The organism is Caballeronia sp. BCC1704, from assembly GCF_902833455.1.
GTDB lineage: Bacteria > Pseudomonadota > Gammaproteobacteria > Burkholderiales > Burkholderiaceae > Caballeronia.
This window is the reverse complement of the sequence record NZ_CADFFT010000003.1, coordinates 860087-887007: the sequence shown is the minus strand read 5'-3', so window position 1 is coordinate 887007 and position 26921 is coordinate 860087. Positions and strand designations below refer to the sequence as shown.

General features: G+C 62.0%; 19 protein-coding genes. 8 read left to right on the top strand and 11 right to left on the bottom strand.

The window, feature by feature from the left end:
* Nucleotides 1-12: 12 nt before the first annotated feature.
* Nucleotides 13-1212, bottom strand: coding sequence for a glycosyltransferase family 4 protein (locus HWX53_RS19580; protein WP_175943883.1), 1200 nt, complete (start codon nt 1210-1212; stop codon nt 13-15).
* A 54-nt stretch (nt 1213-1266) separates the two neighbouring features.
* A complete protein-coding gene (locus HWX53_RS19575) occupies nt 1267-1485 on the bottom strand; it encodes a hypothetical protein (RefSeq protein ID WP_175943881.1) in 219 nt (72 codons plus the stop codon).
* Nucleotides 1486-2023: 538 nt separating this feature from the next.
* On the opposite strand from HWX53_RS19575, the gene HWX53_RS19570 reads away from it, so the two are divergent.
* The 3 genes from HWX53_RS19570 to HWX53_RS19560 all read left to right on the top strand — a co-directional run bounded on the left by HWX53_RS19570 (nt 2024) and on the right by HWX53_RS19560 (nt 7528).
* Complete coding sequence (locus HWX53_RS19570) at nt 2024-3097, top strand: glycosyltransferase family 1 protein (RefSeq protein WP_175943879.1); 1074 nt, start codon at nt 2024-2026, stop codon at nt 3095-3097.
* Nucleotides 3098-3435: 338 nt separating this feature from the next.
* A complete protein-coding gene (locus tag HWX53_RS19565; RefSeq protein WP_175943877.1) occupies nt 3436-5742 on the top strand; it encodes a polysaccharide biosynthesis tyrosine autokinase in 2307 nt (768 codons plus the stop codon).
* A gap of 94 nt (nt 5743-5836) precedes the next feature.
* A complete protein-coding gene (locus HWX53_RS19560) occupies nt 5837-7528 on the top strand; it encodes a beta-glucosidase (protein WP_175943875.1) in 1692 nt (563 codons plus the stop codon).
* A gap of 74 nt (nt 7529-7602) precedes the next feature.
* On the opposite strand, the gene HWX53_RS19555 is transcribed toward HWX53_RS19560, so the two are convergent.
* Nucleotides 7603-8904 (bottom strand): glycosyl hydrolase, encoded by a 1302-nt coding sequence (locus tag HWX53_RS19555; RefSeq protein WP_244140188.1) that lies wholly within the window; start codon nt 8902-8904, stop codon nt 7603-7605.
* A 683-nt stretch (nt 8905-9587) separates the two neighbouring features.
* Between HWX53_RS19555 and HWX53_RS19550 the strand changes: the two genes are divergently transcribed.
* Together HWX53_RS19550 and HWX53_RS19545 are read left to right on the top strand one after the other, a co-directional pair.
* Nucleotides 9588-10730 (top strand): acyltransferase, encoded by a 1143-nt coding sequence (locus HWX53_RS19550; RefSeq protein WP_175944050.1) that lies wholly within the window; start codon nt 9588-9590, stop codon nt 10728-10730.
* Nucleotides 10731-10820: 90 nt separating this feature from the next.
* Entirely contained in the window at nt 10821-12629 is a 1809-nt protein-coding gene (locus HWX53_RS19545) for a CpsD/CapB family tyrosine-protein kinase (RefSeq protein ID WP_175943870.1), read from the top strand.
* Nucleotides 12630-12798: 169 nt separating this feature from the next.
* On the opposite strand, the gene HWX53_RS19540 is transcribed toward HWX53_RS19545, so the two are convergent.
* From HWX53_RS19540 to HWX53_RS19520, 5 genes are all read right to left on the bottom strand, one after another.
* Nucleotides 12799-13623, bottom strand: coding sequence for an ATP-grasp fold amidoligase family protein (locus HWX53_RS19540; protein ID WP_244140204.1), 825 nt, complete (start codon nt 13621-13623; stop codon nt 12799-12801).
* A gap of 647 nt (nt 13624-14270) precedes the next feature.
* Entirely contained in the window at nt 14271-14546 is a 276-nt protein-coding gene (locus HWX53_RS19535) for a hypothetical protein (protein WP_175943866.1), read from the bottom strand.
* A gap of 197 nt (nt 14547-14743) precedes the next feature.
* The gene (locus HWX53_RS19530; RefSeq protein WP_175943864.1) at nt 14744-16510 is read right to left on the bottom strand and encodes a tannase/feruloyl esterase family alpha/beta hydrolase; all 1767 of its coding nucleotides are present in this window, start codon (nt 16508-16510) and stop codon (nt 14744-14746) included.
* Nucleotides 16511-16566: 56 nt separating this feature from the next.
* Entirely contained in the window at nt 16567-17781 is a 1215-nt protein-coding gene (locus tag HWX53_RS19525; protein WP_241270034.1) for a porin, read from the bottom strand.
* Between the two features lie 710 nt (nt 17782-18491).
* The gene (locus tag HWX53_RS19520) at nt 18492-19508 is read right to left on the bottom strand and encodes a LysR family transcriptional regulator (protein ID WP_175943860.1); all 1017 of its coding nucleotides are present in this window, start codon (nt 19506-19508) and stop codon (nt 18492-18494) included.
* Nucleotides 19509-19599: 91 nt separating this feature from the next.
* Between HWX53_RS19520 and HWX53_RS19515 the strand changes: the two genes are divergently transcribed.
* Nucleotides 19600-20352: a class II aldolase/adducin family protein gene (locus HWX53_RS19515; protein ID WP_175943858.1), complete on the top strand. Its 753-nt coding sequence runs from the start codon at nt 19600-19602 to the stop codon at nt 20350-20352.
* A 70-nt stretch (nt 20353-20422) separates the two neighbouring features.
* Nucleotides 20423-21802 (top strand): MFS transporter, encoded by a 1380-nt coding sequence (locus HWX53_RS19510; protein WP_175943857.1) that lies wholly within the window; start codon nt 20423-20425, stop codon nt 21800-21802.
* 221 nt (nt 21803-22023) lie between these two features.
* Here the strand turns inward: HWX53_RS19510 and HWX53_RS19505 are convergent, their stop codons facing one another.
* Together HWX53_RS19505 and HWX53_RS19500 are read right to left on the bottom strand one after the other, a co-directional pair.
* Entirely contained in the window at nt 22024-23025 is a 1002-nt protein-coding gene (locus HWX53_RS19505; protein WP_175943855.1) for a 4-hydroxythreonine-4-phosphate dehydrogenase PdxA, read from the bottom strand.
* 189 nt (nt 23026-23214) lie between these two features.
* Nucleotides 23215-24390 carry an L-rhamnonate dehydratase gene (locus tag HWX53_RS19500; protein ID WP_175943852.1) on the bottom strand — a complete coding sequence of 392 codons (1176 nt, stop codon included), beginning with the start codon at nt 24388-24390 and terminating at the stop codon, nt 23215-23217.
* A gap of 157 nt (nt 24391-24547) precedes the next feature.
* Here HWX53_RS19500 and HWX53_RS19495 point away from each other — a divergent pair, with 157 nt between their 5' ends.
* Nucleotides 24548-25471: a LysR family transcriptional regulator gene (locus tag HWX53_RS19495; protein ID WP_175944048.1), complete on the top strand. Its 924-nt coding sequence runs from the start codon at nt 24548-24550 to the stop codon at nt 25469-25471.
* Between the two features lie 133 nt (nt 25472-25604).
* On the opposite strand, the gene HWX53_RS19490 is transcribed toward HWX53_RS19495, so the two are convergent.
* Entirely contained in the window at nt 25605-26879 is a 1275-nt protein-coding gene (locus tag HWX53_RS19490; RefSeq protein ID WP_241270033.1) for an MFS transporter, read from the bottom strand.
* Nucleotides 26880-26921 lie beyond the last annotated feature (42 nt).

Genomic DNA, 26921 nt, shown 5'->3' with positions numbered 1-26921 from the left:
CGCGCCGTTGCATCACTTCGACGACGCGACTGCTTCAGTAACGCCCGTTTCTACTGCAATGTCTCTGGACGCCGCCCGCCTGTCGAGCATCGTCTCGGACGGAGAACGAGCCAGTTGCACTTCGATGAACGCCCTGAGCGCCGCCTTGAATTTCTCTCGTGAGAAGCGCTCGGCATTGTCGCGGCATACCTGCGGGTCGAACGCATGCCGGTTGCGTTCGAAACGCGTAACGGCTTCGTTCAACGATTCGGGCGTCTGCTCCTTGAAGAAGACACCCGTGGCGCGCTCACTCGGGATACCAATGACCGTCTCCAGCGCGCCGCCCCGTCCATAGGTGATGACCGGCGTGCCGCAAGCCTGTGCTTCTATGATCGAGATGCCGAAGTCTTCTTCTGCGGCGTAGACGAACGCGCGTGCACGCTGAAGGTGATCGCGCAGTACTTCGAACGACTGATAGCCGAGTATCGAGACGTTCGGCCCGGCCGCCGCGCGCACCTTGCGCATGTCGGGGCCGTCCCCGATCACGATCAGCCGGCGCTCGGGCGTCATCGAGAATGCCTTCACGATGAGATCGATCCGCTTGTACGGCACCATGCGCGAAGCCGTCAGATAGAAGTCGTCTTTTTGAACGCGAGCGGGCAACGCTGCGATATCGACCGGCGGATAAATCACGGTCGCGTCGCGCCGATACGCCTTTCTAATGCGCCGCGCAATGAAATGCGAATTCGCGATGAGGTAATCGACGCCGTTCGTCGAACGCGCGTCCCAGCCGCGAATATAGTGCAGCAATGCCCGCGCGAACACCGACTTGACGCCCTTCGAGAGCCCGGCCTCGTTTAGGTACTGGTGCTGAAGGTCCCATGCATAGCGAATCGGCGAATGCATGTAGCTGATATGCAACTGGTCCGGTCCGGTCAGCACGCCCTTCGCGACCGCATACGAACTCGAGATCACGAGATCATAGCCGGAAAGGTCGAACTGCTCGATGGCGATGGGCATCAGCGGCAGGTAGCTGCGGTAGTGCTTTCTGGCAAGCGGCAATTGCTGAATGAAAGAGGTTCGAACCGGACGTTTATTGATGCACGTTCGGTCCTCCAGGAAGTCGACCAGCGTGAAGATGTCCGCTTCGGGAAAGCATTCGATGATCTGATGGAGCACCTTCTCCGCTCCGCCCGACACCACGAGCCAGTCGTGGACGATAGCAACTCTCACAGTAACTCCTGTAGGTGGATGCTCCAACTGGGCTCGCCAGGCTGCCGGCTTGCACTATTGGCGACTACTTTTCGCACCTCGATTAAGCAGCTTTTCGATCGATTGATACACCCACATGGAAATGGTCAGTAGAAGAAAGAGTCCGACGACCCTGACGATATCCAGTGCGCGCACGAAGAGCGCGAACATGGCGTACAGCGTGGCTGCGAACGACTTGTCGTCGATCTCGCGGTGCGTTTGCCGTTCATGAAGGTATCGCCAATTCGGTCGCATGCGGATTCCTTTGTCTGACGATTACGCTTGGTATACCTAAGCGTTGTCGAAGGAACGTGGCGTCGAAGCGAAGCATGGACGATGCCAGTGCCTTACTGAGTCAACGAGGTGTTATGCAAGCCTGACCTTTATTCATCAGGCGGTTGAGGTATTCGCGTAGAACAGATGAGTGCCGTCGCACATGCAACGGAAAGAGCACACTCTAAGCGATCCTGGTGACTTGAGCAATGAAGCTTGCGTGAATTAGATCCCAGAAATAAATCGCTGAGCGAAATAATCGCGACTCACCCTATCGCTCATTCACCTTGTCAGCCATTGATTCTATGAACCGATAATCTTCTAAGGATTGCGATTGATTCGATTCAGCATATGTTTGGCGCAACTCACGGCCTCGCAATTTCTCGGCAAATGCGCATGACACGAAACTTTGTCTCTGGTAGAACGTGTCCTATGCGTGAGCCGCGTCCATTTTTTTGCGGCTCCTTGCACCGCGTTGGACGTATGAAGAATTGCCGCGTGCATCTATCAGGGACCTCCGATGGGCTTCGCAATCAATGGTAAGTTCGCCTCACAACGCATTACCGGCGTGCAGCGCGTGGCGTATGAACTGACGCGCGCCATGCAGTCGCACACGAAGTCTCCGACGGAACTGCCCGTGCTGATTCCGTCCAATGCGACGGATCTCGGTCTCGCAGCGCGCCCGACTCAGATCGGCCGACGGCTCAAAGGCAACCTCTGGGAGCAGATCGCTTTGCCGCTGGAGTCGCGCCGCGATACGCTCATCAGCCTCTGCAACACAGGACCACTGTTTAAGCGGCGGCATATGTTGATGATTCACGACATGGCCGTCTACGACGTACCGCACGGGTTCTCGAAGAAATTCGTCATGTGGTACCGCTTGCGCTTCTCGCTGCTGCGCAGACAGGCCAGCACCATCCTGACAGTCTCGGGATTCTCGCGAAACCGCATCTGTCATCACCTGGGTGTCGACGAATCCCGCGTCATGGTGGTACGTCCCGGCGCTGATCACATGGACCGCGTCACGCCCGAGCCTTCGATTCTCGAGAGACTTTCGCTCGTGAAAGACAGGTATTGCGTTCTCGTTGGCAGCCTCGATCCGCGCAAGAATCTGCGGCGCGTGCTCGAAGCGACGCGGCTGCTGAAAGATCTCGACGGCTTCAAGTTCGTCATAGCGGGCGGCGCGAACGCCCGGGTATTCGCATCGAGCGACTCCGCGCCAACGCTCGATTCGGATAGCGTGATATGGGCGGGATTCGTAACCGACGGCGAACTGAAAGCCCTCTACGGCAGCGCCGCATGCCTCGTATTCGCTTCTTTGTACGAAGGATACGGACTGCCGCCATTGGAAGCGATGTACTGTGGATGCCCCGTGATCGTTTCGTCTGAAGCATCGCTGCCCGAAGTGTGCGGAGATGCCGCCATGTATTGCGATGCGAGTTCGGTCGAAGACATCGCCGCCAAGATTCGCATCATGGCAACGCAAGAAGACGTCCGCGCGATGCATAGGCGCGCAGGACTGGAACACGCGCGCAAGTTCAAGTGGGACGGCGCGGCCACGAGGCTGCTGGAGATACTTCAGACTACGCACTGAATTAAGTCGGGTTCGTCGGACGTTTCGTTCGTCTCGCCATCGCGTATCGAACGATCGTGAAGCAGACCTATGTAAGTGCCGAGTATTCCGCTTGCATTTCCGTCCCTTTTATCGCAATGTGGGTTGGCGCACGTACTGCAATTTGGCGAGGCGTGAAGGTAAGTAGTATTGGACGTTGACATTTCACTTCCGTCCGTGCGTACAGCTAACGTCGTACGTTTCGTCATCCGACGTTTATCGCCAAGCATCGTAACCACAACGTTCGTTGCCGACTTCGTCGGTCGCGCTATCGCCGCTTTTCGTTGGACCGCCATTCGAACGAATAAGGAAACTCTCTGATGAACACACCAGTTCTTGGGATCGATCCAGTCCCCGCGCGCACGCGAGACGACAGCTTTTCAGCGAGTGACTTTTGGAAGCTGATGGTCGATAACGTGTGGCTCGTGCTCGGGATCATCGTCCTGGTGACAGGCCTGGCGACGCTGTACGCGTTCATCGCCACACCGGTCTATTCGTCGGACGCACTCATCAAAGTGGATTTCCCGAATCCCAATGCGCTCGGCGTGAACACACAAGGGCAACAGCAGGCGGGTCCGGCCACGTTGCCGACGGATGCCGAAATGCAGATCATGCAAAGCCGCGCCGTCCTTTTGCCAGTGATCAAGAAGTACCATCAGAATCTCTCTATCACGCCGAGACAGGTGCCGCTCCTCGGGCGCATTTCGAGCATGTTCGCCACGCCGGGGCAACCCATGGCGCCGGTTCTCGGTCTGAAGTCGTTCGCGTGGGGCGGAGAAGATGCGGACATCAGCACGCTGGAGGTACCGCCGCGTCTGGAAAACAAGGCATTCATCCTGCGCGCGCTGCCGCAGGGCGCTTACGAGTTGACGGACTCCGACGGCAACTCGATCCTGCATGGCACCGTCGGTCATCTGACGAATGCCGACGGAATCTCGATCATGGTGGACAAGCTGGTCGCGCGTCCCGGCACCGAGTTCAAGGTCGTGCGTTTCAGCGAGTATCAGGCCGTCTCGCGCTTCCAGAAAAGCCTGAAGGTGATGGAGTCGACCAAGGACTCGGGCGTCGTCCAGGTCGTCTACGAGAACGATGACCCTAAGCTCGCGCAGCAAATCACCGATGCGATCGCGCAGACCTATATCGCCGCGCACATCGACCAGCATCGCGTAGAAGCGAGTGTCACGCGCGACTTCATCATCGGCGAGCTGCCGCGTCTCGAGCGTGAACTGCAACGCGCCGAGAGTGAATTGAGCAATTACCGCAAGTCGTCGAACTCCATGCAGCCGGGCACCGAAGCGACGTCGTATCTGCAAGGCAGCATCGACATCGAACGGCAAATTGCGGCGCTCACCATGCAGCGCACGCAGATGGCGAGCCGCTTCGCGCCGACGACGCGCGAAGTCCGCACCATCGACGAACAGCTCGCCACGCTCAACGCGCAAAAGCAGGCCTTCGACAAACGCTTCGGGCAACTGCCCGGCTCCGAGCGCAAGCTCATGGACCTGACGCGCGATTCAAAGGTGGCCGAGGACATCTATGTCGCCATGCGCGAAAAAGCAAGCGAACTGGCCGTCACGCGCGCAGGCACCATCGGCAATGTGCATCTGATCGACTCGGCCATTTATCCGACCGAACCGTCCAAGCCCAAGCGCATGCTGGTCATGGCGGGCGGCGCCGCAGGTGGCGTGATCCTGAGCATTCTCTTCGTGTTCTTCCGCGATCAGCTTTCGCGCGCGGTGAAGACGCCGCACTCGGTCGAGAGCCGTCTCAGCCTGCCGGTGTTCGGCGCAGTGAGCTTCAGCCCGATGCAGGCGCGGCTCGACCGCACAGCCAGGCCTTCGCTTCTGCCCGGAAAGAGTCGTCTGCCCTCCGTCATCAACGATGTATCGCGCCGCGTACTGAGCGACGATCCGAACGCGGGGTCGCTCGAAGGCAGCCACGCGCTGTCGGCGCTCGGCAATCGCGACATGGCCGTGGAAGCGTTGCGCGCGGTGCATGCGTCGCTGATGCTGGATATCGCGCCCGCCCCGAACAATATTCTCGCGGTCGTCGGCGCGACGCCCGGAACCGGCAAGACGTTCGTCGCTTCGAACCTCGCCGTGCTGCACGCGCAAACCGGCAAGAACGTGTTGCTGATCGACGGCGACATGCGACGCGGACGCATTGCATCGATCTTCGGTCAGAACGGCGGCAATGGCTTCGCAGAAGTGCTCGCCGGCAAGATTCAGGTCGATCAGGCCATTCGCGAGAGCGACGTGCCGGGGCTTTCGCTCATGACGGCCGGCCGCTTCCCGGCCAATCCGTCGAAGATGCTTTCGACGCCGCGCCTGCCGTTAATCCTCGACTACATGCAGCAGCAGTTCGATCTCGTCATCATCGATACCCCCGCAGTGCTCGCGGTCAGCGACGCGAACCTGATCGCCGCGAACGCCGGCTCCTCGGTGATCGTGGTGCGGCCGAGCGCGCAAAGCGAGGACGAGCTTCAGGAAGCCATCAAGCGGCTCGACCTGACTGGCGCGCGCATCGCGGGCGTGATCTTCAACGCGGTGCCGAAGCGCCGCAGCGAGAAGCGCACGTATGCCTACGCGAGCGCGTACACGTCGAATCTCGCCACGGAAGAGGAATAGGCGGCAGCACTTCTCTGTGAGACCTCGCGGACCGCCCGCCGCCTGAGCGCGGCGCGCGCTGCCGCGTTTCGAATCCGCCGCCTACGGGAGTTTCATGTTGGCATTCAGCACGAAGCACGACGTGCCGCGCCGCACGTGGCATGTCGATCCGACGGTGCGCATCGTCTCGATGCTCGCCGCGCTGTCGACCGGCCTCGCCGCCGCGGACGCATGCTTCGCCGCGAGCGGCCTGCAACTCGCCAGCGCGCCGGGTTCGCTCATCAGCGACGATGCTGGCGCGAAGCGCATCACGCTGAAGATGGATGCTGGCAGCGCGTCGGACGGCGATCAGGTCGTCGCGACGCTGTATCGCTACGACGATAACGCCGAGCTCTCGCGCACGCCGCTCGACACGTACCGCGTGTCGCCGTCGCAGGGAAAGGGCGGCGCGCAGGTGGCCGTCAATGTCTCGTTGCCGGGCGCTGGGCTCTATACGCTCGACGCGAAGGTCGTATCGAAGGACGGCGGCGAAAGCGATTCGCTCAAGGTCAGTCTTGCCGCGCTCGCGGCGGGCAACGGCAATTTCAGGGAAGCCGGCGTCGCGACACATTTCGGACAACGAAAGGGTGATCCGCCGACGGTGATGTCGCTCATCAAGCGCGCAGGCTTCACATGGATTCGCGACGAACTGTACTGGACCGACGTCGAACCGACGCCCGGCAAGTTCCAGTTCCCGCGCAAGGACAGCGACTATGGCGGATATGTCGCGCAAGCCTCGAAGATTGGGTTGAAGCCGTTGATCGTGCTCGACTACGGCAACGGCCGCGCCTACCCGGGCCTGTTCAAGGGACCGAAGGGGTTTCCGCAGACGCAGCAAGAACGCGACCTCTTCGTGCGTTACGCGCAGAAGGTGGTCGGGTTCTACGGCAAGTACGTGAAGACGTGGGAAGTCTGGAACGAGCCGGCTTTCCCGAGCATCGGCTATGACACTTACATTGCGCTGCTCAAGCCCGTCTACACGGCAATCAAGAAAGAAAGTCCCGACGCGAGCGTGGTGTCGTGCGGGGGCGGCGGAGCGGGCGGCGGTCCCGGCGGCGATTGCATCGTGCAGATGGTGAAGGCGAACGCGCTCGACTATCAGGACGGCTTCAGCATTCATCCGTACATGTCGCCGTACGACCCGGACCGCGGTTACGAGGCGAAGGGATCGCCGCTGCCGCGCGTGAACGTCTCGACCGTATGGCCGCATTTGCAGCGCATGACGCAGTCGCACCCGCGCTCCGGCGTCGGACGGCTGAAGGTGTACATCACGGAAATCGGCTGGCCGTCGAGTCCCACGGAAGCCGGTCTCTCGGAGCACAAGCAGGCGGCGGCGGCAGCACGCACCTTCCTGCTCTCGCGCCGCTTCGGCAGCGTGGAAACGGTGATCTGGTACGACTTCGTCGACGACGGCGTGGACGCGGCGGAGAAGGAAGCGAACTTCGGCCTCGTGCGGCTCGACCTCACGCCCAAGCCCGCGTATGTCGCCGCGGCCACGTTGTTCAGGACCATCGGCGCACGCGCGTTCAACCGGTCGTTCGTCGACGACGACAAGACCAAGATCTATCAATACGGTAGCGATGACCGCGTGATCGTGGGCTGGAAGAGTGATTCGAACGCCGATCCCTCGCCCACGCCCGCGCCGATTCCGCCGGGAACGTACAAGCAACTCGACTGGCAGGGCGCGACCTCGACCGTCGAAGTCAAGGAAGGCTTCGAGTGGAAATTGGGCGCGCTGCCCAGGTACCTGATTCCGGCAACGCGATGAAACGACCCGCGCGCGCAGACAAAAAAAAACGCTCCGGCGCATGGCGCGCCGGAGCGTTGGAGGGCGGTGTCCGCTTAAACCGGATTCGCCTGGACGAAGTTCTTGAAGGCCGCGTAGGCCGGGGTCTTCGTGACGCCGTCGTTTTTGATGAGACCGTACGAGTCGTCAATCACCGCGTACATCATCACCGACTGAATGTTGTACTTGTCCTTGATGGACTTGTACTCGGTGAGCGCCTTGGTGACGTAGGCGGTTTGCTGCGCCGCCGTGTCGACCTGGCCGAACCAGCCCCATTCCGTCAGCCAGATCGGCACGCCGAAGGAATCCTTCAGCGCCTGCAGCACGTCGTAGCACTGGCTGTTCTGCCAGCCGCACAGCACGTCGCCCGAGCTTTCGTACCAGTGGTAGCACGTGAAGTCCCAGCGCACCGAAGCCGCGCCGCCCACGCCCGCCGACGTGCCGTTCGGCGAGATGCCGTTCCACAGCATCTGCAGCGCGCGGTACGACAGCGCGACGCCGGTACCGACGCCGACCTTGATCGACGAGTCGATCGCGCGCACGCCGTCGACCATGCCGCGGATCACGCCACGGTACGCGGGCCACATCGTCGGGCTCCAGTTGCTCGTGTCATGTCCGTCGCCGCTGATCTTCAGCGACACTTCGAGTTCGTTGCCGCACTCGATGTACTTCACGAGGCCCTTGAGCTGCTGCGTGACGCCGGTGGCGAGGTTGTAGCCGAGCGTGTACGCCGCCGATTCGCTGAGCGAGCCGTTCCAGCCGCACGACGACGGGTTCAGCACGGGAAGAATGTTCACGCCGCTGTTCTTGAACGCGCCGTTGAGCGCGGTCGCGAGGACGGTCGCCATGCCGGCCGATGCCACGTCGGCGCGGTAATTCGTGACGCCGAGGTCCTTGAGAATCGCGAGCTGCGCAGCGGGCGACATCGTGTGGTAGATGCCGCTGCCGTAGGCCATGTGGCCGTTGATGCCGTAGAACAGCGATTTGCTGGTGGTGGCCGCCGCCGCCACGGTGCCGCGCGGGTCGGCGGTGCCGAGGTTCTGCCACGGCGACGTGCCGCTCTTGAACCAGTTGCCGGCGGAGTTCTTGCCGTAGATGACGCCGTTGTAATAGAGGATGTTGACGAACGCGACGGGCGAGCCGGTCGCGACCGAGGTGCCGTTGCGCGTCGCGTGGCCGTTCACGAGCGTCCAGACGGCGCCCGAGCTATCGGTCACGGATGCCGCCGGAGGAATGACGGTGCCGCTCGCCGAGGCGCTCTTCGCCACGCCCTTTTCGGCGTTCGCCACGCTGTCGGTGTTGGTCGAATCTCCGCCGCCGCCGCAGGCCGCCAACGCCGCGCTGCCAGCACCTGCCATGAGAAGGGACAGGAAGCTTCTACGCGATACGGGTGCGTTACGGGCTTCCGTCACGGAGAACACGGAAATTTGGTCCTGCTTGCGAGTGGAGAGATTCGTAGACACGGGAAAAAGTGCGTGTTTGCTTAAGGAGACCGGAGTATATGTTCCTAAAACGCTCCTAAACGTTTCTGAATGTAACAAAAAACGGAAAAGGTAAACACTCGCTTTATTCATATCGTAGACAGAAAACTCTCCTTCACATGAATGTGAAAGAGGAACAAACGTTCGCTCGCTTTTGGGGACAGTGGAAGAAACCGGTCAGTTTGGAGGGTCTTAAATAGCACCCTTTTTACTGATCAGTACGAATGACCGGAAATAGGTCGTTGTGCGAACGATCGTGCGCGCTAATTCATCGAGCGCGCGGATCGAATCGAGGTGGAAAACGGCGTCAGCGCGCGAAAGTTTTGCGGCTTGCGCAGCCGAGCGGCTCTCGCAGGTCATATGTGCCGTACGCGGCGCGATGTCGATGAATCCGATGAAAAAAGGGCGTTTCGGCGCACTGAACCGAAAACCGCGCATCCGGCGTCCCGCACGACGCCCTGCTTCCCACGGATGCCTTTGCACTTACTGACGCGGCCGGAAAGCGCCTGCCAAGCCGGAGAACTCTGTTGAACGCGCAAACATCACCGCTGCCCAACCGCATGTCGCACGTCGATGCGATCCGCGCCGTCGCCGTGCTGTTCGTGATGTGGACGCACTACGCGGAAAAATTCTCCGATCTCGCGGGCTCCGAGCAATGGCTCAACGCGATCCAGCACTACGGCAACTTCGGGCGGATCGGCGTGGTCGTCTTCTTCGCGCTGAGCGGACTCTTGATCCCGAAAAGCCTGCACGGTCCCATCGGACCCGGCACGCGGCAGTTTCTCATCAGGCGATTCTTCCGCCTTTATCCCGCGTTCTGGGCGTCGATCCCGCTCGGCTTTCTCGCGTACTGGATGCTCTTCGGGAAGCAACTGGAGCCTGCGGGCTGGCTCGCGAACGCCACCATGGTGCCGCGCCCGCTCGGCTATCCCGAAGTGATGGGCCACTACTGGACGCTCGAAACGGAGCTCGTATTTTACGTGCTGTGCCTCGCGCTCTTTTGGCAAGGGCGGATTCACCGCATGCGCGACCTCTGCGTGGTTTGCGTCTCGCTGGGCGCGGCGTTCGTTATCACATCGGCGCTGAAGATCGTGCCGCCCACTTCGCTCGGCCAGTACAAGGGCATGCTGTATCACCTGTCGATCATGTTCTGGGGCGCCTGTTTCCGGCACTTCTACGACAACCCCGGCGCGCGCGTGGTGTTCCAATTTCCGGGCGCGCGCGGCCTGCGAGCCGACTGGTCGTATAGAACCGCGTTCCTTGCCGTGACAGGCGTCGTCGCGGGCATTTCGGTGCTGACGTTCGCCGTCGCCATCAAGCAGCACGATAGCGAGCACATCATCAACTCGGTGAGCTATCTCGTCGGCATGGGCATCTTCGCGCTGCTCGCCACCGTCGCGAAGATTCACTGGCGGTCGTTCGCATGGCTCGGTGAACGGAGCTATTCGCTGTATCTGCTGCACGGCGTCCCGCTCTATGTGCTGTACTGGGGATGCCAGCGCGCCGGTTGGACCGGCGGCCCGTTGGCTCTCTACATGGTCGTGGCCGGCGTCCTGGGAATCGCGTTGTCTTCCGTGGCGTTTCGCATCGTCGAAGCGCCGTGCATCCGGCTCGGTCACGCGTTGACGTCCACGCGGCGAGCGCCCGCGCGATCTGCGCTCGGCGATACGGCGGCCAAGGAGAACGCGCGCCGTTCGCCTTGATGCTTTTCGCGGCCCGCCTTGCATGGCGGGCCTGGAACAACCGGCGCTGCAAGCAGCGTCCAGCCTGTGCATGCCGATACAGAGGAACTCATGTATTCAAAGATCGTCTCCTTTCTCTTCTACATGTTCTTCACCTGCGTGATCTTCAATCCGCAGGTCAACGGCGCGACGATCTATTTCTATCTCTTCATTCCGTTTCTCGACCCGAAGTTCGTGCGCTTTCTCACGGCCACGGTTCGGCACTGGAGCGTTCCACTGGTCCTGGCCGTCGCGGTGAGTCTTCTTGGTTCACCGAGCGTCGCCGCGCGCGTGGTGTCCATTGCCATCTGCATCGGCTATCTGATGTACACCATGGGCCGGCGCATCAGCTATCTGCATCACTGGATGGGCATCAACATCGTCTTCGCGATGCTGCAGTTCGTGCTCTATTACGTCGACAAGGGCCTCGCCTGGCAACTCGGTCCGACGCAACTCGCGCAGACGATCTGGGGCCCGTACGCGACGCGCACTTACACGAACTTCTTCGAGATCTTCTACTTCGCGCGCGTGTCGGGCTTCTCGCGCGAAGCCGGGTTCTTCTCGTCGTTGCTCGTCGCATCGCTCATTGCGTATCTGCTGACCGAGAAGGTCAACAAGAAGGTGGTCGCGCTCTATTGCGTCGGCCTTTTCATCTCCTTCTCGAAGTCTTCGATGGTGCTCTTCATCTTCCTCGCGCTGTATCCGATGCGTCACAAGCTGCGGTTGATCCATCCGCTCGTCGTTCTGACGGCGTTCATCGGCGTCGTCGGACTCATTTCGGTGTATCTCGGCAATCACGCCTTCTTCGGATCGACCACCTTCGCGCACCGTCTCGGCGGCTACCCCTTCATGGTCGAAGCGAGACTGGAGGACCTGCTCGCGGGCGTCAACGCGGAGGATGTCCGCTCCCACTACATGTACATGCCGTCCATGCGCCTCGTGCAGACGGAGATCGCCGCCGGCATCCCGTTTGCCGGCCTGCCCGCGAGCGTCGCGGACATGGGGCTTTTCAGCGCATTGCTGCTGTTCGGCGTAGTCGCGTTCACCGCGAGCGACGGCTTCGTCATGTTGCTGCTGCTTCTCGTCACCTCGACGGTCAGCATCACGACCGTGACCTCGTTCGTGCCGATCGCCTATCTGGTCCTCTACTGGCCGAGGTTCGCCGCGTACCGGGCCAAGCGAACATGGTTCATGCAGGAGCGCTTCGCGCTGACGCCGATCGAACGCTTCGGATTCGGCCGCGCGAGGCGGATGCGGCTCGCGGGCGCGCCGTGGCGCCGCAAGCTGCTCGTCGTGACCGGGCCCGCGCCGCGCTCCGGCAAGACCTTCGTGGCCGCGAATCTCGCAGGCGTGAATGCCCGCGCCGGCAAGCGCGTGCTGCTCATCGACGGCGATCTGCGGCGCGGCCGGATGGCGTTCCTGTTCGGGCTTTCGGGTAGCGCGGGGCTCGCGCAGGTGCTCGACGGTATGGTGAACGTCGATCGCGTGATCCGCTCGGTCGGGGGCACGGGCGTGGATGTGATTCCCGCAGGCGGCCTGCCTGCGGATCCGGTCGAACTGCTCTCGAACGGCCGCCTGCCGCGCCTCATCCAGCAAGTCGCACCGCACTACGACCTGATCATCGTGGACACCCCGCCGATGTTGTCAGTCGACGATGCGAGCGTTATCGCCGCGCTCGGTGGCTCCGCGGTGCTCGTCGCACAGCCGGGGCGGCGCAGCGAGGACGAACTGGAAGAGGCGGTCCGGCAGCTCGATGAAGTCGGCGCGCATGTCGTAGGCGTGGTGTTCAACGGCGGCATGCCGCGTCCCAGCGAAGGGCGCACGCGCGCGTACGCCGGCGGCTATGGTGCGCGGCGGCGGCGTCCTTCGGTTTCGTATTGAGTGCGGAACGAACGCGAAATATAAAGCGCTGCCGCGCCATCACGAGCAACAGCCGACAGTCGCCGCCGCTCGCCGGGAGAAGGAAGGAGAGTCCATGGGCGGCGACGGCCCGCATGAGCGCGAAGCTCGTCGTCGCGTGGGCCGCGCGCCGTTGCGGCGCGCGCAGAACTTACGCTCCGGCGCGCATCGGGCGGCGTGTCATCTGCAGCAGCCGGCCCCATTCATAGTCGACGCTTTCCGGAAGCATCCGCAAAACGCCCGCGCCCGGCGTGAACGTTAGTTCACCGAAGAATATGTCATCGTTGCGCGAATACAGATCGACGCGCACGTATTCGAAGTCCTTCGCGAGCGCGTCCGCGACTTCGAGCAACGCGTCCAGATTCTTGGGGCGAGGAACAGGCGTCTCGCTGCGCGCGTACGCGCCGAACGTGATGTCCTGCACATTCCAGTTCACATCGAAGATATCGCCGCGCGGCGTCTCTCCGAAGCGATCCGAAATTACCATGATGTAGATGGTCTGCTTGCCGGACTTCTCGTTGAATACGTGAAACTTCAGGTCGGCCGGCACGACGCCGTTGTCGTCGAGAAGCAGCTTTTCGAAGTACACGCGCGGCTTGATGGCGCGATAGTGCCGCTCGCGCGCGATCTTGTAGAAGTCGGTCGCGAGCCACTCTTGCGCGAGCGCCGCCAGTTCTTCGAAGCTCGTATCTTTCTTGTCCCGCACGACCTTCACAAAGCCGCTGCCGTGGTTCGCCTTCATCACGAACTCGTTGGGCAGCTGGTCGAAGACGGTCTTGGTGAAGACGGCGGGCTCGGCGATCAACGGAATCAGATACTGCGGGCCGATCTTTTGGGCGATGAAGTCGCGCACCGCGAGTTTGTCGCTGAGATCCACGTAGCGCGGATCCGGGTGCAGGCAGCGGCTGAGGATCTGTTCGTTGAAGGTGAGCGGACGCTTGAGATTAGGAAATCGCCCGATCCGGCGGCGATGCACGAAGCTCAAGAAGACGTCGTCGGGCAGAAAGACTTTAGCGCTGTCAATGAGCCTTTTCGAAAGCGACATCCGGTTATCCCCCTGTAAATGTCATGTAATGTTTAGGCGCGATTCGCGGCCCACGGTGGCGGGCGCCTCGGGCTTTTTCACCGGTTAGGTGTATCCCCGAAATCGTCCCAAGGCAGTGGTCTTGCCACCGTGCGGAACCGTACACTGCATCCCAGAAACGATTGCCTGCGGATTTTCCTTGTATTAGCCGTTGAAACGTGCCGCGGAATGGCGCATTGACTTTTACAGGGATGCCTTGCGAACGCGTGATTGCGCCGCTGCCTGGAGCAAGGGCGATACCCGGATAATGCGGCTTGAATTGAGCGGCGTGCGCAAGGCGTTATGGCGGAGGTTCTGCGGCCATCGCCTCATGGCGATGAACGCCTTGCGGCGTAAGGCGCTCGCTGTGAAACAGCGTCCGCCGTTTGTCTCGAAGCAAAGTGCATGGATTATCGAATAGGTAATACCGGGCAGCTGCGCAATCGAGTCATGCTCTTGCGCTTCTTTAGTGTGACTTGCGGAAAGCTGCTGTGAGCGTTTGTTAAACGAAAATCATTTTCGCTCGCCGAACTCACTCGCGCGAATTGAAGGTAATCTGCCTAGCCAACAATATCATCAGACAAATCGTCGAATAGATCAGGCGTCGCGCCGGCCACGGGTTGCCGCGCCTGCAAGTTGCCGCCGCGTACCTCTTCAAGGAGATCGGCCGGAAGCCAGAGATCCTCCATTGCGCCGATGCCGCGTTCGATCATCTGCTGCAAAAAGAATGATTGCTTGCGTCCCGTTACTTCCGCCAGTAGCCGCAACCTCTGCTCGATTGCCGGCTCGACTCGTACCGCGACCACCTTCAACTTGTTTTCGGCGGTCCTTCTCAACTTCTGCTCCTTCGTGGCAACAAACGAATCCCTTACACGCGCCGCACAGCCGCGAACGCAGCGGTGCTTCTACCACGAAGCAGGAGCGCGTCGCAATGCCTTTCTCGCGCAACCGGTCTACTGCACATGAAAAAACCGCGCAATGCCACTGAGTGACAGTGCGCGGCAAACACCCGCTTGGAGTTCGTCGATAAGACTTACGGCGCGGCTACGCCCTGCGTCTTCGGGGTATAGGGCGTGTAGAGGCTCGATCCCGCCCAGGCAGGCGCCACGCCCGTGTACAACGCGGCGCCTTGCGTGTAGTTCGCGCCATCGTGCCAGTCGCCGCTGCCGGTGTACTTCGCCACCGATGGATACGGATAGACCGGCCGCGTGGCCGTGACCTTGTCGTTCGAGTCGGTCTGATAAGTCATGACGGCATTGGGCGACGATCCGTGCTCGACCCAGCCGGTGATCTGCGAAACGAGGTCGATATTAGGAAAGCCCTCGCCGCCGCCGCAGTGACCGACGCCCGGCACGAGATAAAGACGCGTGAACTCGCTCGCGCTCGCAGCGCCCATAGTGTTCTGCACCGCCTGGTAATACGCGATCGTGAAAAGCGGCGAGATATGCTGATCCGCCCAGCCATGCCAGAGAATCAGCTTGCCGCCGGCCTTCTTGAACGCGGACAGATCCGGGTTCGTCGCATCGTTGAGCGGATGGTTGGCCTGCAAGTAGTTCGGATAGAAGCTCGCGTCGCGATAGCCGAAGGTGTCGATGTTCGGCATGGTCGGCGATCCCGTGAAGATCAGGTTGTACGCGCCGCTCACGATCATATAGCTGAAGAGACTGGTGACGGGCACGGGCGCATCCGTCGACTTGGACGTCGGCAGTTCGACACCGGGCCAGTTCACTTCGGAGCCATACTGCGGCGAGCCCGCGAGCATGCGCTCGCCGGTCGTTGCATCGGTCGGGCCGGCGTAGATCTTCGTGGCCGTCGCGACTTCCGCCGCCGTCAGACAGTTGCTCGTATCGGACGCGTTCGCGCTGCACTGGATCGTCGCGGGATCGAAATGGCAAGCGCGCGGATCGGCGATCAAGCCGTCAGGCGCGCCCGATTGACCACCGCAAGCTGCCACGACCGCCTTGTGCAGCACCGCGGCCTTGTCCGCATAGAGCACGGCCTTGCCGGCGCTCGTGCCCGTCGTGCTGTTCGATTCGACGCTCCAGCCGTGATACAGCGAGTTCTGCACCTGAAAATGCGCAGCCGGCGCGCCCGCGACGATGCCGTTGTAGTCCGCCGGATAACGCTGCGCGGCCATCAACGCTTCGCGGCCGCCGTCCGAGCAGCCGACGAAGTACGAGTACTTCTGCGCCTGGCCGTAATACGTCTGGATCAGCTTCTTCGCCGCGAGCGTCGTGATGTGCTGCCCGCGATACGCGAAGTCTGCCTGCTTCTGCGGGTCGGTCGTCCATGACGAATCCTGCGCCGAGTGGCCCATGTCGGTCGCCGCCGTCACGAAGCCGCCTTGCTGCACGAGCGGGCACGTGTAGCTGAAGCTGAACGAGCTCTGCTTGGTTGGATCGCTCAGATTGCCGCACAGCCCGCCGCAACCGAGCTCGGCAAAACGCTGCGTCCATGAATCCACGGGCAGCGCGACCTCGAATGTATTCGACGGCGCGAGGGTGCCTTTGACCGTGCAGAAGTTGACCGTCGCGCCGTTGATGGTCGCGGCCGTGACGGTAGCCGATGTGATCGAACTGCCCGCGCCGCCGATATCGCTGATATCGAGCGAGGCGAGCTTCGAGCAATCGACGAGCGGCTTCACTACCGACAAAGGCGCACTACTGGTACTGCTGCTGCCGCTGCTTCCGCCGCATGCCGCGACCATCGCAACGGCGATGGACGCCACGCAAAGCGTCACCAGCGAAACCGCGCCTACGCGGGCACGTCTGAATCGCCCAAGTAATCTCGTGACTGTCATGATGATCTCCATGCTAAGTTCGTTGTACGAATCATCGTATCCATTCGGCCGCTACGTCAGAACCGGTGGATGATACCCACGCCCGCGCCGAACATATTGCGCGTCGCCGACGGCGTGTTCTGGAAACCGTCGCCGAGCGTCGCGTTCGCCGCGACTTGATGACCCGCCGTGTTGCCCGTCGGCGCCGAGAGCGTATTGCCGTTCGCGCGCTGGAACGCTTCGAGCGCGTAGAAGCCCGTGCGCTTCGAGAGCGCGTAGTACTGCGACAGGTTGAACTGGTGATACGTCGCCGCGTTCGTGATGCCGTTGGCCTTGCTCGTCCACGTGTAGCTGTAGCCGGCGGCGAAATCCCATGCCGACGATGCCTTCCAGTGCAGCACCGTGCCCGCCGTGTTGAAGATGGCTTCATCCGTGAACAGCGAGTTGACGCCCGGGATGTACTGCACGTTCGAGTACGTCACCGAGATGTCCCACGCGCTGTTGAACGCGTAGCCGCCCGCGACGGCGAAGCGGTTCTGCGCCTGCGCGCGCTGATAGCCTGCGGTGAGCGCCGAGACGCCCGGCTGGCCGGTGCCGTCGGTGGCCGCGGTGTTGTTGACGACAGCCGAACTGCCGCTATAGATGCCGCCGCCGTTGGCCGCATTGTTGAAGCGCTCGAACGCGACCGTCATCCCGACCGGACCTTGCGCGTACTGCACTGCCGCCGACCATGCCGAGCCTTGGTAGACGCTGCCCGGCACGCCCGCGAACGAGTAGGAGCCGCTCACCGTGAAGCCGTACAGCTTCGGCGACGTGTACACGACCGAGTTGTTGGCCCGGTAGATGGTGTCCATGTTGTCGATATCGCCGGGGTGCGCGCCGAAGTAGCCGGTCAGCCAGTTCGTCGGGCTATACGGCGAAAGCAGCGTGTAGTACGAGGTGTACTGACGGCCCAACGTCACCGTGCCGTAGTTCGCGTTCGTAAGACCGACCCAGGCCTGGCGGCCGAACATCGCGTTGGTGAACTGCTGGCCGCCGCTATTGATATCGAAGCCCGACTCCAGCTGGAAAATGGCCTTGTTGCCGCCGCCGAGATCTTCCGCGCCCTTCAGGCCGAAGCGGCTGCCCGCCCAGATGCCCGAGGCCATCTTGACGTTCGAGCGGCCCGCTGTCGAGCGCGCCAGGTTCGTCTGGCTGTTCTGATAGACGATCGAATCGTCGACGATACCGTACAGCGTCACGCTGCTTTGCGCGAAAACAGGCGCGGCGATGGCCGCCGTTCCTGCAATCATCCCTGCCCCAAACTGCTTTAGTCGACGTGTCACGTTTGATTTCCTCATGTTCTCTTGATGGCTACGACGTTGGGCAAAGCCTGTCCGTGCCGCGCGTCATGAGAACGGCGGCGAGGTTGGCTTGCGATGGTGGTTCCGCGGGTGCTGCTACCGCGCGGCGGCGCTAGGGCGCAAAAGCGTCAGGCATGGAAGCGTCTCCCTTCTCGAATCGTTATGCCGTGTAGGGTCATCGGCTTGAAAGTTGATACCGGCTACAAAATGGCTGCGACGCCGCTGGCGGAAAAGGCCGGGTTAACCAGTGCGTAGGCGCATCGAGCAAGCCCGCGTATGAAGGCTCGCAAGCGCCGGAGCCTTGCGGTAAGAGACTTTCGGAGGACGACCGGCTGATTCAGCGACGCAGTCCGCGCTTCTCGGACGAACGACGCCGATAAATAAAACAGATGCCGTTGTGAGGTGTTTCGTATTGAACTGCGGTTGGTAGAGCGGCAATGCGCTCAGAAGTCGCTGTGCCATAGGTCTTGAAATGGCAACGCGCATACCCGCACGCATACTTACAGACCGTTGACGGTCCGTCAGTTCCACGTGTAGAGCCTCGAAGGCTCCGACATCTAAAGGCGAGAACATGTCGCGTAAGAGCAAGCCAAAGTCCGTCGAGCGCCGGTCGGCCACTGGCATTGTGATGCGCCGCCCGGCTTGGCGCGCGCGCCCTTTCAACGCCTCGCTCGAGTCTCCCGCAATGTCCGCAGAGCTCGCCCTGTGGCTTCTGCCTCGGCGCGCAGCCATTCGATGAACACTTCCGTATCGCGCCGCATGTTGGAGACGACCGCGTGATACGACGCGCCGCAGTTTTCCAGCACGGGAAAGGGCGCCAAGAGCCGTCCGCTCTCCAGTTCCTTGAGCGCGAGCGCCGGCGAACTCACGACCACGCCCATGCCATCCGCGGCGGCTTCGAGCGCCGTCATGGCGTGCGAGAAATGATGGCCTTGCGATTCGTTCGACACCTCAATGCCGACGAACTCCGACCACTTCCGCCAGTAAGACAGGCCGCCGTGAACGATGCCCCGATCGTCGTGCAGGAGCGGCAGTGTCATGAGCGATTCGGGGCGCTCCACGCTCACGGTGGCCGCGAGCGCGGGCGGCAGAAGCGGCGTGAGCGTGAGCGGCAGCAGTGCGTCCACGTGCAGCGGGTCATAGCGGCCGTCGCCCAGCACGATGACGACATCGACTTCTTCGAGTTGCTGGCGCACGGAATCCGCCTCCGTTTCCGGCGCGGTCCACGAATGTCCGAAGCCGAGCATCCACGAGACGACATGCACATCCACGTCCCTGTGCTGCGTGAGAAAGCGATGCAGACGCGGCATCAGCCAGCGGTTGGAGAACGACGGCGGACAACTCACCGTGAGCGTTTCCTTGTCCTTGAAGCGCGAGAGTAGATCGATCGATTCGCGCAGCGTGCGAAAGCTCTCGCTTAGTTTCGGCAGCCACAGCCGGCCCGCCTGAGTGAGCACGATGCCTTTTTTCGTGCGTTCGAAGAGAAGGACGCCGAGGTAGGTTTCAAGCGAATTGACTTGATGGCCGATGGCGGCGGGCGTCACGTGAAGCTCTTCGGCAGCCTTGCGAAAGCTGAGATGACGGGCGGCGGATTCGAACGCTCTCAGCGCGTTCAGCGGCGGTAACGGCGTGGGCATCGTGGTCGTCAGATGGATGGCGGGCGGCGGCCGGGACACGAAAAAAATTCGCGATCAGCCCAAGAAATGCTCGTGTGACATCGCGGGACCGCGCCGATAGACTAGGTTGTCTCGGAAGAACGGATTCGTCATGGAAACAACTCAATCAGCCAGTTCTCAAGCGGTCGATTCTTGCACAGAACTGCTCGCGCTCAAACGCGAGCTCGTGGCGGCGAACCGCGTGCTCGCGCATCTCGGCGTGCTCGATGCATTCGGTCATGTGAGCGTGCGGCATCCCGATCGCCCAGGGGAGTTTCTGATTTCGCGCTCGTGCGCGCCCGAACTCGTGGAACTCGACGACATCATCACGATGCGTCTCGACGGCTCGATATCGGAAGGCGACGGCGCCAAGCCGTATCTCGAAGTACCGATCCACGCCGAAATCTATCGGGCGCGAGCGGACGTGCGGGCGATCGTGCACAGCCATGCGCCTTCTGTAATTCCCTTCGGCGTGGTAACGCAGCCTTTGCGGCCCGTCTATCACATGGCCGGCTTTCTCGGCAAAGGCGCGCCCGTGTTCGACATTCACGCCTGCTTCGGCTGCACCGACATGCTCGTGCGCGCGCCCGCACACGGCGAAGCGCTCGCGCGGTCGCTCGGCGATGCGTCCGTGGCGCTCATGCGCGGACACGGCTATGTCGCGACCAGCGAGTCGCTTCCCGGGGCCGTCTATCGGGCGATCTATACCGAGCGCAACGCCGCGATCCAGCAGCAGGCCATCGCGATGGGCGGCCCCGTGACTTACCTCGACGAAACCGAGGCGCGGCTCGCCGACGAAACCAACATGGGCGCGGTCGCCAAGCCCTGGGCGCTATGGCGACGCTACGCGGACGACCCGCGATGACAACAACGACCTGAATTGCCCGGTACGCGGTCACGCACCTCAACTATAAGATCCGACCTGGAGACACATCATGGCGCAAGCCCGCCTGACCCTGGAGGAATTCGTCGATTCGCAGCCGCTCTCGCGCACGCAGGTGCTGATCGGCGTGCTCTGCTTCGTCGCGGTGCTGCTCGACGGTTTCGATTCGATCATGATCGGGTATGTCGCGCCCGCCATCCGCGCCGACTTGAGGCTTGCGCCAGCGCAGCTCGCGCCGTTGTTCGGCTCGGGCGTCATCGGGCTGATGGTCGGAGCCATGCTGATCGGTCCCCTCGCTGACCGGTTCGGCCGCAAGTCGATTCTCGTGGCGAGCGTCGCCTCGTTCGGCTTGCTGACCTTCGCCGCTTCGCTCGCCACATCGCTGCCGGTCATCGTCGCGTTGCGCCTGTGCGCCGGGCTGGGTCTCGGCGCGACGATGCCCTGCGCGATCACGCTTACATCCGAGTTCTGCCCGCGCCGCCATCGCTCGCTCATGGTCACGACGATGTTCTGCGGCTTCACGGCCGGGGCAGCCGCAAGCGGCCTGCTGGCCGCATGGATCGTCTCGGACTTCGGCTGGCGCGCGGTATTCGTCACCGGCGGCCTGCTGCCATTGCTGTTCGCGCCTGTGCTCGCGATCGGCTTGCCCGAGTCGCTGCGATTTCTGTCGCTGCGGCGCGATGCCGGCGCGCGTATCGCGCGCATCGCCGCCCGGCTCTTTCCTTCGTCCGATATCACCGCTGTCGATCTCACCGCGCATGCGGACGCGCGCAGGCGCTTTCCCGTCGCCGAACTGGTCGCGCCGGGCGTGCGAGCAGGCACGGCGCTGATCTGGCTCGTCTATTTCGCCAACCTTCTCGTGCTGCTGTTTCTGAACAGCTGGCTGCCGACGCTGCTGCTCGGTCACGGCCTGTCGATCATGCGCGCATCGGCCTTCACCTCCACGTTCCAGCTCGGCGGCGCGCTCGGCTCGATCGGCATCGGTTATCTGATGGATCGCGCGAGCCCGTGCCGCGTGCTGGCGGCGTCGTTTCTCGTCGGCGTGCTGGCGCTTGTTCTGGCAGCGCACGCGGGCACGTCGGCCGCCGTGCTGTTGCCGCTGATGTTCGCTATCGGCGTCGGCACCGGCGGCGCGCAGACCGGCGCGCATGTGGTCACGTCGTCGTTCTATCGGACATCGAGCCGCGCCACCGGCATGAGCTGGGCGCTCGGCGTCGGGCGCATCGGCTCCGTGGTCGGATCGATGGCGGGCGGCTTCCTGCTCGGCCTGCACTGGAGCGCATCCGCGATGCTCACGCTGATGGCGGGCGTGCTGCTCGTCGCGGCAATCGGCGCCGCGTGGCTCGCGCCCCTCATGCGCCGCGCGACACACGACGCGCCGGCGGCACCCGACCGTCCCGCGTCCGCGACCGGCGCCGGACTTGCGGAGTGACGGCGCCCATCCCCTTGCCCTTGTGACGCACGACCACGACGCGGCCGCACGCCGGGCGGCTCGTAACGAAACGCGATGCGCGGCAGATTCCGCAGCCACGGATGAGGGTTGCGCCAGAGGTCCCGAATATGGCGATGCGCCTCCACGATCGGAAGGTCGTCATCGTTCTCGCTCCACATGAAGCGCTCGCAAGGCCTCGACGTGCTCTTGCATGATAGCGATCAGGCGAGCCGCGCCTGCGCCATGCTCAACGCGATATCGAACGCCTTTTGCGTGGCGCCGACGTCCGCACGGCCCTGACCGTGAATGTCGAACGCGGTGCCATGCGCGGGTGTCGTGATCGGCACGGGCAAGCCGCCATGCACCGTGACGCCGCGCCAGAAACCCATGAGTTTCATCGCGATCTGGCCTTGATCGTGATACATGGTCACCACGCCGTCGAAGGCTTTCTGGTCGCGCGCGCGCACGAAAATGGTATCGGCCGGGAACGGGCCTCGTGCGTCGTAGCCGAGCGAGCGCGCTTTATCGACAGCGGGCGCGATCACATCGATTTCTTCGCGTCCGAATGCGCCGTTGTCGCCGTTATGCGGATTGAAGCCGCATACCGCGATGCGCGGCGATGCGACGCCCGCGCGCTCGAGTCCATCGTGAATCAATTGCACCGCCCCGACGATACGCTGTTCGGAGAGCCTTTCGCTGACGCCCTTCAACGCGATATGCGACGTGACGCGCGACGTCCACAGTTCATCGAGCACGTTGAATTCGCAGAAGGCGCCGCTGTAATCGAGCTGACGCGCGAACCATTCCATCTCGTCGTTCGTTTCCATGCCCGCCATGTGCAACGAGGTCTTGTTGACGGGCGCGAACAACATGGCGTTCGTGACGTTGGCTTGCGTCATCGCGAGCGCCTTCTTGAACGCTTCGAGGCTGTACCGTCCGCCTCGTTCTGTGGACAGGGCGCGCTCGTAGGGAGCATCATCGGTAAGGCGGAAATCGATGAGCGACGGTGTATCGCTATCGCGTTCGGCATCGGCTTCGTTCTCGACCACCACGTATTCGAAGCGTTGTTGCGCGATCGCCATGCCTTTTTCGAGCTCGCGCTTGTCGCCGACGATGAGTAGATCGGCGCGGGCGCGGTTCTCCGGCCGCGCGATCAGACGCGCGATGAGTTCGGGACCGATGCCGGCGGGGTCGCCAAGCAACACTGCAATGCGAGGTTTCATTGTTAGCCCTTCATGTGTTAGCGCGTGCGGTGCGGATCGAACGCCAGCGATAGGAAGTTATATATCAGCGCCCATGCTGTATGAGTGCCACGCTGCTCGCGCAAGTCAAGCACGCGCCGGGTGGACGACATGTCCAGTATCCGGCAGCGGACGCTCCTCATGCTTTCGACGGCCGTTGTGTTGCCCGCTTCATTCGATGATGTCGAAGTCGCTCAAATGTTTGTCCGACAGCGTGAGGCCGAGGCCCGGCGTGTCATCGGATAGTTGCAAATAGCCGTTCTCAGGTTGCGGTTCGCCGTCGAAGATGTAATAGAAGAGTTCGTTGCCCACTTCCACGTCGAATACCGGGAAGAACTCGGACATAGGGCTGGCGGTCGATGCCATGGTGAGATGATAGTTGTGCATCTGACCCGCGTGCGGTATGACCGGCACCGACCACGCTTCGGCCATCGCATTGATCTTGCGCGCCGCCGTGATGCCCCCTACGCGGTTCGTGTCGTATTGAATGACATCGACTGCGCGGCGTTCGAGCAGGTCCTTGAACCCATACACGGTGAACTCGTGCTCGCCGCCGGAGATCGGCACGATGTTCATCTTCTTCAGTTCCTGATAGCCCTCGATATCGTCGCCGATGACTGGTTCTTCGAGCCAGCGCGGATTGAATTCGGCGAGTCGCGGCAGCATGCGCCGCGCATATTCGAGCGTCCATCCCATGTAGCACTCGACCATCAGGTCTACATCATCGCCGATCAGTTCGCGCAGCAAGCGTACTTGTTCGATGTTTTTCGCCATGCCCTTCGGGCCGTCCTTGGGACCATAGCCGAAGCGCATCTTCATCGCGGTGAAGCCTTGATCCAGGTAGCCTTGGGCTTCGGCGAGGAAGGCGTCGCGGTTATCGTTGTTATAGAGCTTCGACGCATAGCACCAGATCTTCTCTTTGGTCCGGCCGCCGAGCAGCTTGAACACCGGCTTCTTCGCCGCCTTGCCCATGATGTCCCAGATGGCGATATCCATCGCCGAGATCGCCGCCATGCCGATCCCTTTGCGGCCCCATGCGAGCGTGCGGCGATACATCTTCTGCCAGATGTACTCGTTATCGAAGGGATCTTCGCCGATAGCGATAGGCGCGAGGTATTCATCGACGATTTGCTTCGCCACGCGCGGGGCGAGCGCGCAGTTGCCAATGCCGACCGTGCCATCGTCGCATTCGATCTCGACGACGAGCCAGCCGTGGAAGCGGAACGAGCCCATTGCATCGCCGCGTTCGTAGAGAATATCCACGGCATTCGTACAGAAGTGCGCTTGCGGCGGCACGACCTTGCCTTTCCATTCGAAAACGCGTGCGCGAACGTGCTTGATCTTCATATGCCCTGTCTCCATTCGATTGATTGCGCCGTCGCATGCGAGGGTTTGCGCGGCTATGTCGGGTAACGCTAGTGTGCGAAACTCCGCGATAACTGACCATTGAATATTCAGAATCAGGCTATTTCCTGTGGTTATGACCGAGGGTTACTCCGTAGAGATGATTGCGCCCGCATCGACCATTCGAAAGAGACTTCGCCTGCGTCATCTGCAATTGATGACCGCGCTCTCGGAGACGGAATCGCTACGCAGCGCGGCCGACGAACTCGCGATGACGCAGCCCGCGGCAACCAAGGCACTCAAGGAACTGGAAGACACCATCGGCGTGTCGCTCTTCGTGCGGCATGCGCGCGGCATGGAACCGACGATCTACGGCGAAGCAGTCATGCGCTATGCGCGCGTCGTGTTCGAGGATCTCGATAAATTGCGCGAGGAACTGGCGGCTATCGAGGCGGGCGATATCGGCAAGGTACGCATCGGGGCAGTCATGGCCCCTGCGCCGGACCTGCTCACTCGCGTGATCGTGCAGTTGAAGGAAGCGCATCCTCGCTTGCAGATCGGCGTGCAGATCGATACCAGCGATGTGCTCGTGCAAGCCTTGCAGCAGGATCAACTAGATATCGTCGTGGGCCGCATACCCTATGGCTATCCGGCGCAGGACTTGACCTTCGAGACGCTGTCCGAAGAGGCGCTTTCCATCGTGGCGCGGCCCGATCATCCCGCCCTCGCCCTGCCCGGTCGGCCGAAGCTGCTCGAGCTTGCGAAGTTCGCGTGGATCGTGCAGCCGCATCCGAGTCCGATGCGCGAGATAATAGACCAGACGTTCAGGGAATCACGGGTCAGCCCACCGGCGAGCACGGTCGAAACGTCATCGATTCTCACGACGCTGTCGCTGCTGCGCGACTCGGACATGCTGGCGGTGTTGCCGGCGTCCGTTGCCGACTATTATTCGGCGCTCAACACCATTGCGTCGCTGTCGACGCCGCTGCGTGGAAGGCTCGCGCCGTACGGGCTGATTTTGCGAAGAAACCGGCGGATCGGTCCGGCGACGCAATTGGTAATAGAGGCGATCAGAGGCGCCTGAGAAGACGCCGCCGGGCGTTCGACGCAACGGCGTTGGCTTGCAGGCTTCGAGAGCAAGCGAACGAGCTTGCCCTGCGCCGTCCCACTTCTAGCCGCTACCTTCCCGTTGGAACGGATCGACATTCGAACACGGCTCACCGGCTTCCCCTCTGCTCCGCCAACGCGAATTCCGCCATCGATTCTGCGACGTCCGCCTCATTTCCAGTCTGCGCATCCAGCTTGATGTCCGGCCGCATGAAAAACGTCATCGCGATGCCCACGGCGAGCAGCCCGAGCGATCCGACGAACGGCAGCGTCCAGCTCCCTGTGCGATCGACGATGAAGCCGAACGCGATGGGCGAGAAGATGCCGGCAATCGCGGATCCCGCGTTCACCATCCCGCTCGCGATACCGACGTGTTTCGGCGTGATGTCCATCGGCACGGCCCAGATCGGCCCGATGGTCATTTCGAGGAAGAAGAACGACAGGCTCAACGATGCCGCCATGACGGGCAGCGAATGCACGATCATCACAGGCGCCAGGAAGACCAGCGCGCCCAGAAACGCGACGATGATCATGTTGCGACGCGCCGCCACCACGTTGCCCGTGCGCTTCAAAATGCGATCCGACAGCACGCCGCCAGCCGTATTGCCGACCACGCCGGACAGAAATACGCCTGCGGAAAACAGCGCCGAACTCTTGAGATCGAGGCCGCGACCATGCATGAAGAAAGTCGGCAGCCAGGTGAAAAAGAGCCAGCCGGTCCAGCCATAACAGAAATACACTGCCATGGTCGGTCCGATGCGCTTGATAAGCTTGCCCCACGGCGTCGGTTCGCGCGTCTTGCTCGCGGACGCGATGGTTTCGGGCGGCAATTCGGCCACTTCTTCCGCCGTGATATGGCGATGCTTGCGCGGATCGTCCCTGAAGTACCACGCATAGAACGCGAGCCAGATTGCCGTCAGCGCGCCGACCAGTAGAAACGATGCACGCCACGACGCGAACGCGACCAACATCGCGATGAGCGGCGGCGTGAGTGCGTTGCCGAGTCGCGAGAAGGAATGCGTCAGCCCTTGCACGAAGCCCCGCTTGCTCGCCGGATACCAGTTGACGAGCGCGCGCGCCTGCGCCGGCAGCGCGGCGCCTTCGCCGACACCGAGTAACATACGCGCGCAGAAGAGCGACACCACGCCGCCCGCGAAGCCTGTGGCCACGGTCGCGATGATCCAGATCGTCGCGCAGATCACGAGAGTGGTCTTTGCGCCCATCCGGTCGCTGAACCATCCGCCGATGACCTGGCAAATCGCATACGTGTACGCGAATGCGCCGAACACGAAGCCGACATCGGTATTGGAGAGATGCAGATCGTCGCGAATTAGACCCGCGGCGGCGGACAGATTCACGCGGTCCAGATACATGATGAAGGACATCGCGCACATCAGGGCGAGAACTGACCGGGTAACGCGTGGACG